The sequence below is a fragment of the Flavobacterium cheniae genome (assembly GCF_004363695.1).
In the GTDB taxonomy this organism is placed as follows: domain Bacteria; phylum Bacteroidota; class Bacteroidia; order Flavobacteriales; family Flavobacteriaceae; genus Flavobacterium; species Flavobacterium cheniae.
The window spans coordinates 770,123-782,391 of record NZ_SNZC01000001.1; the positions used below are offsets into that span (position 1 = coordinate 770,123).

At 30.7% G+C, this 12,269-nt stretch carries 16 protein-coding genes; 7 read left to right on the forward strand and 9 right to left on the reverse strand.

Features of this window, described 5'->3' with window-relative positions; genetic code table 11:
• Nucleotides 1–38: 38 nt before the first annotated feature.
• The 4 genes from C8D80_RS12830 to C8D80_RS03690 form a co-directional block, all read right to left on the reverse strand.
• On the reverse strand, nucleotides 39–233 hold the full coding sequence (locus C8D80_RS12830) for a hypothetical protein (RefSeq protein WP_111565666.1): 195 nt from the start codon (nucleotides 231–233) through the stop codon (nucleotides 39–41).
• Nucleotides 234–365: 132 nt separating this feature from the next.
• Nucleotides 366–1,031, reverse strand: coding sequence for a tRNA (5-methylaminomethyl-2-thiouridine)(34)-methyltransferase MnmD (mnmD, locus tag C8D80_RS03680; protein WP_133607478.1), 666 nt, complete (start codon nucleotides 1,029–1,031; stop codon nucleotides 366–368).
• 72 nt (nucleotides 1,032–1,103) lie between these two features.
• Nucleotides 1,104–1,562: a hypothetical protein gene (locus C8D80_RS03685; protein WP_133607480.1), complete on the reverse strand. Its 459-nt coding sequence runs from the start codon at nucleotides 1,560–1,562 to the stop codon at nucleotides 1,104–1,106.
• Nucleotides 1,562–2,053 (reverse strand): DUF4920 domain-containing protein, encoded by a 492-nt coding sequence (locus C8D80_RS03690; protein WP_133607482.1) that lies wholly within the window; start codon nucleotides 2,051–2,053, stop codon nucleotides 1,562–1,564. The genes C8D80_RS03685 and C8D80_RS03690 overlap by 1 nt, the downstream gene beginning before the upstream one ends.
• A 298-nt stretch (nucleotides 2,054–2,351) precedes the next feature.
• Here C8D80_RS03690 and C8D80_RS03695 point away from each other — a divergent pair, with 298 nt between their 5' ends.
• Nucleotides 2,352–3,419, forward strand: coding sequence for a branched-chain amino acid aminotransferase (locus tag C8D80_RS03695; protein ID WP_133607484.1), 1,068 nt, complete (start codon nucleotides 2,352–2,354; stop codon nucleotides 3,417–3,419).
• Nucleotides 3,420–3,501: 82 nt separating this feature from the next.
• Here the strand turns inward: C8D80_RS03695 and C8D80_RS03700 are convergent, their stop codons facing one another.
• Nucleotides 3,502–3,885 carry a pyrophosphohydrolase domain-containing protein gene (locus tag C8D80_RS03700; protein ID WP_133607486.1) on the reverse strand — a complete coding sequence of 128 codons (384 nt, stop codon included), beginning with the start codon at nucleotides 3,883–3,885 and terminating at the stop codon, nucleotides 3,502–3,504.
• A 297-nt stretch (nucleotides 3,886–4,182) separates the two neighbouring features.
• Here C8D80_RS03700 and C8D80_RS03710 point away from each other — a divergent pair, with 297 nt between their 5' ends.
• A complete protein-coding gene (locus C8D80_RS03710; RefSeq protein ID WP_133607490.1) occupies nucleotides 4,183–5,208 on the forward strand; it encodes a GyrI-like domain-containing protein in 1,026 nt (341 codons plus the stop codon).
• A gap of 20 nt (nucleotides 5,209–5,228) precedes the next feature.
• Nucleotides 5,229–5,678 (forward strand): hypothetical protein, encoded by a 450-nt coding sequence (locus C8D80_RS03715; RefSeq protein WP_133607492.1) that lies wholly within the window; start codon nucleotides 5,229–5,231, stop codon nucleotides 5,676–5,678.
• Nucleotides 5,679–5,710: 32 nt separating this feature from the next.
• Here the strand turns inward: C8D80_RS03715 and C8D80_RS03720 are convergent, their stop codons facing one another.
• Genes C8D80_RS03720 through C8D80_RS03730 form a run of 3 tightly spaced genes read right to left on the reverse strand, consistent with a single transcriptional unit; the run spans nucleotide 5,711 to nucleotide 7,699 of the window.
• Nucleotides 5,711–6,436, reverse strand: a complete 726-nt coding sequence (locus tag C8D80_RS03720) for a tRNA threonylcarbamoyladenosine dehydratase (RefSeq protein WP_133607494.1) — start codon at nucleotides 6,434–6,436, stop codon at nucleotides 5,711–5,713.
• Nucleotides 6,437–6,468: 32 nt separating this feature from the next.
• On the reverse strand, nucleotides 6,469–7,116 hold the full coding sequence (locus C8D80_RS03725) for a TatD family hydrolase (RefSeq protein WP_133607496.1): 648 nt from the start codon (nucleotides 7,114–7,116) through the stop codon (nucleotides 6,469–6,471).
• The gene (locus C8D80_RS03730) at nucleotides 7,109–7,699 is read right to left on the reverse strand and encodes a DUF1684 domain-containing protein (RefSeq protein ID WP_133607498.1); all 591 of its coding nucleotides are present in this window, start codon (nucleotides 7,697–7,699) and stop codon (nucleotides 7,109–7,111) included. The genes C8D80_RS03725 and C8D80_RS03730 overlap by 8 nt, the downstream gene beginning before the upstream one ends.
• Nucleotides 7,700–7,783: 84 nt before the next feature.
• Here C8D80_RS03730 and C8D80_RS03735 point away from each other — a divergent pair, with 84 nt between their 5' ends.
• From C8D80_RS03735 to C8D80_RS03750, 4 genes are all read left to right on the forward strand, one after another.
• Nucleotides 7,784–9,010: an MDR family MFS transporter gene (locus C8D80_RS03735; protein WP_133607500.1), complete on the forward strand. Its 1,227-nt coding sequence runs from the start codon at nucleotides 7,784–7,786 to the stop codon at nucleotides 9,008–9,010.
• Between the two features lie 83 nt (nucleotides 9,011–9,093).
• Nucleotides 9,094–9,453 (forward strand): BlaI/MecI/CopY family transcriptional regulator, encoded by a 360-nt coding sequence (locus tag C8D80_RS03740; protein ID WP_133607502.1) that lies wholly within the window; start codon nucleotides 9,094–9,096, stop codon nucleotides 9,451–9,453.
• Between the two features lies 1 nt (nucleotide 9,454).
• Entirely contained in the window at nucleotides 9,455–11,482 is a 2,028-nt protein-coding gene (locus C8D80_RS03745; protein WP_133607503.1) for a M56 family metallopeptidase, read from the forward strand.
• Between the two features lie 60 nt (nucleotides 11,483–11,542).
• Nucleotides 11,543–11,683, forward strand: a complete 141-nt coding sequence (locus C8D80_RS03750; protein ID WP_133607505.1) for an SsrA-binding protein — start codon at nucleotides 11,543–11,545, stop codon at nucleotides 11,681–11,683.
• Here the strand turns inward: C8D80_RS03750 and C8D80_RS03755 are convergent.
• On the reverse strand, nucleotides 11,680–12,258 hold the full coding sequence (locus C8D80_RS03755) for a hypothetical protein (RefSeq protein WP_133607507.1): 579 nt from the start codon (nucleotides 12,256–12,258) through the stop codon (nucleotides 11,680–11,682). The two genes, C8D80_RS03750 and C8D80_RS03755, sit on opposite strands and share 4 nt — an antisense overlap.
• Between the last annotated feature and the right edge of the window lie 11 nt (nucleotides 12,259–12,269).

A 12,269-nucleotide genomic window follows, 5' to 3' on the forward strand; every position in this document is an offset into this window, starting at 1 on the left:
CATAAAAAAAGTCCCGAGATTATCGGGACTTTATATTTTTAGTTGATATAAATTAAACATTGTCTTAATTCTGGCTTCTCTTCGGTAAACTGTAAAAGCCACTCTCTCAATTGATCTATTTCATAAGGAAGCAATATTCTCACTGCTTTCTCTAATTCTTTACAAAATAGTTTCGCATCAAAACTCACTCTCTCCAAAATTGACTTGGTGTAAGAAAACATCGGTCTGGGCATACTTTTTCTAGATAAAAGGTTAGACTGGGGGTAAGAACTTGTCGTAAAGATAAATAAAAAAATCTTTCGAAAACGATATAGTTAATAAAAAAAATGCTAAAATTTTATTAAATTCTTACTTTACAGTAAAAATCATACATTTTTTGTAGCTCGTAACATTTCGCGTTTTCCTGGAGCTCCAGGCAGTTTTTCAATTGAAAATCCGACACTTAGCATCGCGTTCTTTATAGATGAACGACAAGCATAAGTAACAAGGGTTCTTTTTGGTAAAAGTGCATCGTACATTTTCTTAAAAATGGCTTCACTCCACAATTCGGGTTGTAATGGAAATCCGAATGCATCAAAATAAATTAAATCGAATTGGTTTTTGTCTTCGATATCTTGAAAAAACTGTTTTCTCTTAGTTAAATGAAAATTTTCAGAAATCGTTTCTTGTTTTTCCCAATCACAAGAATGCATTTTATCAAAAATCTCCTGATACATTTCGGAATCTAATTCAGAAACATAATTCATTTGCGCTATTTCTTCCTGAGAAATGGGATATGCTTCTACTCCAACGTAATTAACTTTTTCTTTATTTATAGTTTCCAAAAAAGTAATGAAAGCATTCAAACCAGTTCCGAAACCAATTTCTAAAATAGAAATCGCATCCTGATTCTGAAATAAATCTAATCCGTTTTTGATAAAAACATGTTTCGCTTCTTGAATTGCACCATGAGTTGAATGATAGTTCTCGTCCCATTCTGGAATTCGGATAGTCGTGGATCCGTCGTCGGTGATAATGATTTCTCTTTTCATAGTAAATTCAAAAAAGAAAAGGTTTAAGAATTCGAAATCTAGCTCTTAAACCTTTTTATTTTAATGAGTACATTACTCAATATACAATTTCTTAATTTTCGGTATCGGTCCGCCACATTTAACTTCGTGGCACTTGATACAAGCATCGATTCCGTTATTAAAATGTTCTTTAGCATTTTTTGGATCTTGATAAATCAATTCCTGAGCTTTGATAAATTTAGCTGCTTGTTCATCGAAAAAAGCATCTTTATCGGTTTCATCCGTCATTACTGCTTTATGAATGCGAATAAAATGTTGCGGAAATTTACCAATGGTATCGCCTTTCATGATGCGTTCTTTCAAACGTTCATTATCAACATACATTTGTTCCATCAGAGCTGCCATTTCTGACATTTCGTACATTTCAAAACCGTCTTTATTTACTTTTGAATCGGTTTCACATGCTTCTTTATCTGTTGCTTTTTCATCCACTTTCTTATCACAAGAAATCGACAAAATAGCAAAAGATAATAGTAGAATTAACTGTTTCATTATTTAGCAATTAAAACACCATTTGCCATAAACGAGTACGTTACTTTTGGCTCTACAATACTGTCAATTGCTGCTTGCGATTTTCCAGCATCTTTTGCATAATGTTTTAAAACATCAACACTTTCAACGCTTACAAATGCTTTTCCGTTCACAATAACTTCTTTATCTTGTGCATTTTTTGGAACGAAGAAACCATAGTCTTTAAATTTTACAAAAGCTTCTTTATCATCTGCTAAATCCAATGTCATCCAACAACCTTTCTTTTGACAAACTTCGTTGATTCCTGATTTGAATTTTACTTCTAAAGTATCGCCTTCTTTTAAAGATTTGAATTTTTCCATCATTTCAGCATTCGATAAAGCGCCTTCAGATGAAATAGAGTCGCCAAAAACAGCATAATCTACTTTAGCAATTTCTGGAGTAGTTTCTTTTTTTTGTTCACATCCAACAAATGCAATAGTTAGAAGTGATAGAGTAAGTATTTTTTTCATTTTAATTGTGAATAATTTCAACAAAAATAACGATATTTTTTATATTTTCGGAGCATCAAAAAAGAAAGTTTCATCTCTTGTAAAAGAAGTTAACGACACGAAGATTTCTTATTTATTTAGGTGATTTAAAATCAATTTAAAGTTTTTATCAAGATAAAATTTTGTCAGTTGTTGATAATTATTTTTTGGTAAGTAAAAATAAAACTTCTTTTTTTTAGTAAATTTGCAACGAATACGTAAAAATCTACCTTTTTTTTGTTGATTTTACAAAACTATAAATTATAACAGTTTGACCCTAATGGAATTAAAAACTTTAAACGAAATTGAAATTATTTCGGCTCCTCATTCAAAAATCAGCGAGGTTGATTTTGAAAACCTAACCTTTGGTAATGTCTTTACAGACCATATGTTAGTATGTGATTATGTAGATGGAGCATGGCAAAAACCTGTTATAGAACCATATGCACCTTTCATGATTGATCCTTCTGCAAAAGTATTCCACTACGGACAAGCTATTTTTGAAGGAATGAAAGCTTACAAAGATGAGCAAGATGACGTTTGGTTGTTTAGACCAGATGAAAATTATCACCGTTTTAATAAAAGTGCTACTAGAATGGCAATGCCAGAAGTTCCTGAAGATGTTTTCTTAGGAGGTTTACACCGTTTATTAGAAATTGAAAAAGAATGGGTTAAAAAAGGAAAAGGAAATACTTTGTATATCCGTCCTTTTATGATTGCAACCGGTCATGGTGTAATTGCGGCTCCTTCTCAAGAATACCGTTTTATGATTATATTATCGCCAGCTCGTGCTTATTATTCTGGTGAAGTTAGAGTACTTATTGCGGAACATTTTAGTAGAGCGGCTAACGGAGGAATTGGTGCGGCTAAAGCTGCAGGAAATTACTCTGCACAGTTTTACCCAACAAAATTAGCAAACGAGCAAGGTTTCCAACAAATCATTTGGACAGATGATGCTACGCATACCAAACTGGAAGAAGCTGGAACTATGAATGTTTTCTTTAGAATTAATGATACAATTTACACAGCACCAACAAGTGAAAGAATCCTAGATGGTGTTACTCGTAAAAGTGTTATCGAATTAGCGCAAAGAGAAAACATTAAAGTAGAAGTACGTTCGGTTTTAGTTGACGAACTAGTAGCTGCTGCAAAAGACGGTTCATTAAAAGAGATCTTTGGTGCAGGAACTGCGGCTGTGATAAATCCAATCGTAGGCTTTTCTTATTTAGGTGAATACTATGAATTACCAAAATTAGAAAACTCGGTGGCTTTAGAAATTAAAGAAAAGCTAACTAACATTCAATATAAATTAGCAGAAGACACTTTTGGTTGGACTGTTAAGATATAGTGTTCAGTGTTCAGTGTTCAGTGTTCAAAATTAAAAAACACATAAGTAAAAAGGCGATTTCAAAATTGAAATCGCCTTTTTTTTATTTTAAAATTTCTTCAAAATTAGGTTTAAAGTAATTTGGACCTTTCATTACTTTTCCGTCTTCTCTGTAAATAGGTTTTCCGTCTTCTCCAAGTTTACTCATATTAGAACGTTGAATTTCATCAAACACTTCTTCAATTTTATGTTGTAATCCGTGTTCTAAAATGGTGCCACACAAAATATATAACATATCGCCTAGAGCATCTGCAATTTCAACGATATCATTGTTTTGAACGGCTTCTAAATATTCTTCATTTTCCTCTTTCATTAGGTTAAAACGAAGTTCATTTTTTAAAGCACCTAAATCGGCTTTCATTTCTTCACTCACTCCTAAACCATAGGTTTCATGAAAAATTCTTACTGCTTTTAATTGTTTTTGCATAATTGACCTTATAAATTTCTCTAAATTAAAAAATTAGATAGTATTAAATTCTTATTTTTGTAAAAATTTTCAATATGTTTTCAACAGGACAAATCTACTTTGCTATTTTCTTTATAATTGCGTTTGTAACCACAATGATATTGGTATACCGTAAAGATTTAAGACAAATGAAACCGTTCTATAAAGGAACCTATTGGGTATTTATTGGATTTTTAGGCTTCATTGGGTTACTCTTTTTAATTAAAGTACTAATGAAAGATTAATTTTCTTACTTTTGAAAAACAAATTCATGCCCTGATGAGAATTTTAAAATACATACTTCTTTTATTGCTTCTATTTAGTGTGGCCTTTGTTGTCTTTGTTGCTACTCAGCAAAGCGACTATAGAGTGGTTCGCTCTAAAGAAATAAAAGCTTCAAAGGATATTGTTTATAATTTTGTTTCCGATAGCACTTCTTTAGTTGATTGGAATCCTTGGGATAAAGACAATGCGGTTTTTAAAAATCTAAAATCAGTTCCAGGTGATACAATTATGCAAACCATTACGGTTTCAGGTGAGAAAAACGATTCCTTTATGCGTTTTCAAAAAACAAAAAAAGGAGCTTTAGTTACTTGGGAATTAAAAGGGAAATTAGATTTTGAATTAAAATTATTGAGTGTTTTACAAGGTGGCGTTGATAATGTATTAGGAGATAAATTAGAAGACGGATTAAACAACATTGACACTTATTTAGTTAAGGAATTGACTACTTACAATATCAAAATTCACGGATTGGTAACTAAACATGCAACCAATTATATCCAACAAATAGATACTTGTTCATTTGCCGATTTTCAAAAAGTTTCTAAAACCATGTTGCAAAATATGATGGCTTTTGTGGAGAAAAACGACATTATCATTACTGGTTTACCTTTTATTACTTATGATACTTGGGATAAACAAAACAAAACAACCATTTTTTCAATGTGTGTTCCGGTGGAGGAAGAAATATTAACTACTCCGGGTAGCGAAATTTCAGGAGGTCATTTTGATGAATTTTTAGCTGTAAAAACAACTTTAACTGGCGATTATTCTCACAATCAAGAAGCTTGGGACAAAACTTTAGCTTATATTAAAAAGAAAAAACTAATTGAGGATTTAGAAGGTACTAACATTGAAGTTTATAAAGTTAGTTTACCAAAAGAACGTAAACCTTCAAAATGGGTAACCGAAATTTTTGTACCAATAAAAAAACGAGTTTACATTCCAAAACCAAAACCAGTTGAAACTGAAGTAGAAATCACTACACCTGTAGAAGGAACGACAACTAATACAAATCAATAATTATTTTAAATTTTATACTAATGAATAAACTTTTTTTATCAATTGTTTTTATACTAATTGGATCTTTTATAAATGCACAAGAAGTTGAAATTAAAGACGATAAAGTTCTTTTAGATGGAACACCAATTTTAAAATATGAAAAAATTAATGTTAGCCAACATTCCTTTTACTCATTAGAAGGCGATGACGAAATATTGCTATTCAAATGGCATTCCAACGAAACAAATGGATATACTGATGATGATTACATCATTCTAAACTTTTTAACCGCTAAAGTAAAAGTTGAATCTACAAGTGTTGAGCATATTATTTCAGGATTAGGTATGAATTCGAAAAAGAATATGCAAAAATTAGTAAAATGGCTATTAAAAGAAAAGGTTATTGATAGCAAAGGAATTTTAAATATTGAAAAAGTACAAACATTTTACGACAAATACAACGAAGACATAACGATGAGAACTTCTAGATAAAATAAAAAAAGGACATTTTAAATGTCCTTTTTTTATTCTTTATTCTTTCCTATCAAATGCTTTACAACAGTTTCAGCAGCATGTAAACCAAACAAAGCAGGCATCCAACTGTTCGTTCCGTAAAAAGATTTCTTGAAATTTGTTCCATCAGTGGTTTTTACACTAGAATAATCTGGTCGTTCGTATGAATATACCACTTTTACTCCTTTTGAAATTCCTTCCATTTTTAAACGCTTGCGTACATTCTTCGCTAACGGACAATATTCAGTTTTGCTGATATCGCGTACTTGAACTTTTTCAGCTTCAAACTTACCTCCTGCTCCCATGTTACTGATTACTTTCACTTTCTTACGTTTACAAGCCAAAATCAAATTGATTTTTGGCGTTACGCTATCAATACAATCTAAAACGTAGTCAAATTCAGGTGAAACCAATTCATAGGCACGTTCTGGAGACAAAAATTCTTCAATTCGTGTTAATTTTAATTCTGGATTAATATCCATTAATCTGTCACCAACAATTTTTACTTTTGGTTCACCAACTGTACTATGCAACGCTGGCAATTGACGATTAATATTCGTAATATCCACAACATCTCCATCCACAATGGTCATGTTTCCTACACCAGCACGGGCTAAAAATTCGGCAGCAAAACTCCCTACTCCACCTAATCCAACAACCAAAACATTAGCGTTTTCAAGTTTTTGAATGCCTTCTTCTTTAAATAATAATACCGCTCTTTCTTTCCACTTTGCCATAATAGTGTTGAATCGTTAAATTGATTAATTGTTTAACTGAAAATCCTTGAAAAATTAGTAAAAACGATAGTTTTCATTTCCTCTACCGAAATTCCTTTTATCGAAGCTGCTTTTTCATACACTTGATAAATGGATTCTTCAATCGTATCGGTTTCTAATAAAACTTGATTTTCGGGTGCAAAGGTAAATACTTTTTCTAAATCTGGATTACGAAGTAAGTATTTTCCAAACGAAAGATAAAAACCGTTATTCAAAAGTGATTTCGCCACTTGTTCGTTTTTTGAAAATCCGTGAATAATCATTGGATTTTCAATTTTCATTTCTCTCTTGATGGTAATAACTTCAACATAAGCCGCAACACAATGTAAAACGATAGGTTTATTAGTTTGCTTTACGATTTCTAATTGTTTCTTAAAAACCGATATTTGTAAGTCTAATGGAATTTCAATTCGTTTGTCTAAACCACATTCGCCAAGTGCTAAACATTCGTTTAATTGTAATTTCTCTTTGATGATTTCTAAATCGGATTCTAAACGATTCTCATCAATATACCAAGGATGAATTCCAATAGAATAATTCGGAATCGAAGCGTCAAACTCCCACGGATATTGATTAACGACTTCAATCACATCTAAAAGATTAGAAAATTTGTGCGTATGTAAGTTGATGAATTTAGTCATGAAATTTCTTTACTCCAGCTAAAATTTCGATATTCAAATCGTTTTCTAAAGGTACAATCGGACACGAATATTCGTAATTATAGGCACAATACGGATTATAAGCTTTATTGAAATCAATAGTCCAAGTTTTACCTTTTTGAATTTTCATGTCAACATATCTTCCACCTATGTAGCTTTCTTTTCCGCAAGTTAAATCAGAAAATGGTAAGAATAAATAATCTTCATAACCCGGTTTTTTATTCAAATCTACATTTTGATACACATTTAGTTTAAATGCTTTATCATCAATATTGAAGTGTAATTCACCATATTTTTTGTACAATGGAGTTCTAGAAGTTGTCGTTTTCATACCAAAAGGCTTTTCCTTTTTGGTTCTAATAAATGTCGCTTCAACAATATACTTTTCATTTATCGAAAAGAAGTCCAAACCTTTAAATTCTTTTAAATCCTCTTTAGTCAATGGACTTTTCAATGAATCCGCATAACTTTTATTCAAATCAGATTGAAATTTTTCAGCCGAAGACAAGTCTTTTTGAGCAAATGTCATAGTTGAAAATAATAGGAAAATCAAAAGTTTTTTCATTGGATTCATTTTTTACAAAAATATATAATTTCTATAACATTTTAATCGTGTTAGCTTTCGTAAATTTGCGATTCAACTTTAGGTATGTTACAGCGCGCTTTTAACAAATATATCGACAATTTCAGAGGATTTTCTCGCGAAATTTGGATACTTACACTTATTACTTTCATCAATCGTGCTGGAACCATGGTACTTCCTTTCTTGTCTAAATATTTAAGAGAAGATTTAGACTTTTCATACAATCAGGTGAAGTGGATATTGATAAGTTTTGGATTGGGTTCCATCGTAGGTTCTTGGTTAGGAGGAAAATTATCTGATAAAATTGGTTTTTATAAAATCATGATTTTCAGTTTAATGACCAGTGGAATTGCTTTTTTTGGATTACAATTTGTCACTAGTTTTGAAGGGTTACTTGTCGCTATGTTCTTCATAATGGTAGTTGCCGATATGTTCCGTCCAGCCATGTTTGTATCTTTAGGCGCTTATGCAAAACCAGAAAACAGAACTCGAGCCTTAACCTTAGTTAGATTAGCTATTAATTTAGGCTTCGCTGCCGGACCAGCACTTGGAGGATTATTAATTATGACTGTGGGCTACAAAGGTTTATTTTGGGTGGATGGTGCCACTTGTATTTTAGCCATTTTAATATTTTGGATTAAAGTAAAAGAAAAGAAAAAATCAAAATATACCGATAAAGAACATCCTGGCGAAATCCTAACCAATTCTGTTTTCAAAGACAGACCTTTTTGGATATTTCTTGGTGCTACTTTAATTACTGGAATATTATTTTTCCAATTGTTCACTACTATTCCGTTGTATCATAAAGAGCAATTTAATTTATCCGAATTACAAACAGGATTATTGTTAACTCTAAATGGTGTTTTAATCTTCTTTTTAGAAATGCCAATTGTAAGTTATATCGAACGCCATAAAATTAACAAGCTAAAAGTCATTACATTAGGCTGTTTGGCAATGGCAATAAGTATGTATTTACTTTTAGTCAACCAATGGGCAGGCATTTTAATCATTATGATGTTGTTTATGACATTTGGTGAAATGTTTGTATTTCCTTTCTCTAATTCATTTGCTATAAGTCGCGCACCTAAAGGCCATGAAGGTCGCTATATGGCAATTTTTACCATGAGTTACAGCACAGCACATATTTTAAGCGCCGAAGCTGGTATGGATATGATTCGTTTGTTTAGCTATCAAAACAATTGGTTCTTCATGGGAACACTTGGTATCATTGGTGTTTTACTCTTTATTTGGACCATGAAATTGGTTAAATATGAACCGCCAAGAAATATATAAACTAAAAATTTAGTTAAATAACTATAAAAATAGTTGTAAAACTAAAAATATAGTTATAAGTTTGACTTATCAAATTGAAAGTCATGCAAAAACTAACCAACAAAGAAGAAGAAATCATGCACATTTTATGGAAGCTAAAAAAAGCTTTTGTAAAAGATATCATGGAAGAAATCACTGACGATAAACCTCATTATAATACACTTTCTACCATTGTTCGTAATCTTGAAGAGAAAGGTTATGTTGGGTACAATGCTTACGGAAAAACACATCAGTACTTCCCGATTGTTACCATTGAAGATTACAGAAAAACGTTTATGAATACAGCTATTGATAACTATTTCAATAGTTCGTACAAAAATTTGGTTTCCTATTTTGCCGAAGAAGATAAAATTTCGGCAGACGAACTTCGTGAGATTTTAGCTTTAATCGAAAAAAAGAAATAGTATGGAAAATCTACTGATGTATTTTGCCAAGGTAAATGGGCTCATCATTTTATTTTATTTGATGTATATTTTATTCCTTCGAAAAGAAACATTTTTTGTTTCGAATCGCTGGTACTTTTTGTCGGGTTTAATATTATCATTGATTTTACCTCTAATCACTTTTACCAAAATAATTTGGGTGGAACCAACACCAATTCCTGAATATTATGAAGAGGCAATTCCAATAACCTATAATACTATCGAAACTCCAATACAAGAAGCTACTTTAGATTGGTCTTTGATTTTAATGTCGGCTTACATCGTAATTTCAATTTTAATTATTTTGAAAATTGGAATAGAATTAGTTTCGTTTTTCAAAAGAATTCAAAAACAAAACAAGCAAAAAGAAAGCGATTATACTTTGGTAGATTCAAATTCAGCTGAAAATCCTTTTTCATTTTTTAGTTACATCGTAATTAATAAAGATATGTTTACTGAAGAAGAATTACAGCATATTTTAACGCACGAGAGCATTCATGTGAAGCAAAAACATTCATTTGATGTGCTAATCGGAAAAGTGTTTTGTGCTATCTTTTGGGTAAACCCAATCATTTGGTTCTACCGAAAAGCGATGCTTCAAAACTTAGAATTTATTGCCGATAACGAAACATTTCAACAAATCGAAAACAAATACGAATATCAAAAAACATTATTAAAAGTTGTGACTCATCAACACAATTTAAGTATTACTAATCAATTTTATCAATCATTAATCAAAAAACGAATCGTTATGTTACACACAAATCAATCCCACAAAAAGAATGTTTGGAAGTATGCTACTATTCTTCCACTATTAGTAGGTTTCATGTTATTGTTTCAAATTGAAACCGTAGCTCAAGTAAAGGAAGTTACAATTTCAAAATCAATTACCAACGAATTAATTCAATTTGTAATTGATAAAAATACAACGGATGCGCAAATAAAAGAAGAAACTGAATTATTAAAAAAAGAGCATAATATCGAATTAAAAATTTCAAAAATTAAACGAAATGCTAAAAATGAAATCACTGCTTTAGAAGCTAAGTTTGAAGATAGTGATAAAACTTCAGGAAAAATTTCAATTAAAGGAGAAGAAGCTATAGAACCTATTCGCTTTTTTAAAGAAATAAATGAAAACGGAAAAGGAAATATTGGTTTCGACAGAAATAACATTTCAACCGTTTTTGCGAAAATGGATGCTGATCAACTAGAATGGAATGATGCTCAAACTATCGAAATAAAAAAATCAGATACAGATGAAGTGATTTACATCATAAATGGGAAAGAATATTCTAAGGAGGAAATGAAAGATAAAATCGTTGAATTAGACGGTGCCATCGAAATGAATGAGAATGAAAAGAACGGAAAAAAAATTATGATTTTTAAAGGAAATTCTACCATTTCAGACGAACCAAAAACCATTATTTATCTTGACGAAAAAATGATTTCTGAGGATGAAATGAAAAGAATAGATGCAAATATCATCAAATCAGTGGATGTAAATAAGGGTAATATCAAAAAAGAAATTAAAATTATAACTAAAAATTCTAGCGGGTTGCCAGAAGATGCAGAAATTTACATTGACGGAAAAAAAGCAACAAAAGAAGAATTAGACAAAATCGAAAAAGAAGAGATTGAAACCATAAACATAAACAATAATAACGGTAAAAAATCAATAGAAATCCATAAGAAAAACATCAAAACTATTTCAGGAGGAACTTGGACAGATGTTAATAAAGAAATTAAAAAGCAAGAAATAAAAATCATAACTACAGATGATGGAGATGAATCAATTATTTTTAATGTAAATAAGTTAAAAATCCCCGGAGAACCTACTGTTATAATAGAAAATGGCAGAGTTGATATTTATGTAAATGGCAAAAAACTTCCAAATTCAGAAAGTTTTTTAAATATAGATCCTAGTAAAATATATTATCTTGAAGTAACAGATAAAGAAAAAACAAATGAGGGTATTACCAAAATAAAACGAATTGAAGTAAAAACCAAATAACAAAAAAATCCCGATTCACTCGGGATTTTTAATTTTACTATATTTGCCAAAAATTAAACGATGTATAAATTACTTGCCAAACTTAATAAAGCACTTTTACCTAGTTTTACCAAACAAGGTTTAGATCCTATCAAAGCTAAAAAATGGCAAAAAGCAATTATTGCTTATCGTTATTACGTTACAATAAAATCTTTGGATTAGTCAATATACGTTTTATTACCGTTTTTGTTGATATAATATTTACCGCCTCTTGGTCCTGTAAATACTTTTTTACCTTTATACTCTCCAGTAACTTTGTCTTTTACTTTTTTCTCAGCTGCTTTAGATGTTGCCGTTTCTTTTAAGTCTTCTTTTTCTTCAACTTCAGTTTTCTTAACTTTTGTTTTTGTCTCTGTAGCCTTAGTTTTTGTTTCACTTTTAGCTTTTGCTTCTGCTTTGTTAGCTTCTGCTTTCGCTTTTCCAATTGTAGATTTAGCTTGACCTTGTTCTGAAGCACTATTTGATTTTACTTCTTTCTTAGCTTTTGAAACTTTTTCATCAGTTTCTTTTTTTGCTTTCGAAATTTCTTCTTTTGCTTCTTTTACTTTCTTATCTTGATCTTTTTTAGCATCAGCAACTTTTTTATCAACTGCTTTCTTTTTCTTTTCAGCTGCTTTTTTATCTTTCTCAGCTTTTTCTGTTGTAGCTTTTTTAGCTTCTTTAGTTGTTTTGGTTTCTTGTGCTAAAGAACCTAATGTAAATAATAGGGATAAACCCAAAAGAGCAATTTTTTTCATTCGTTTTTGTT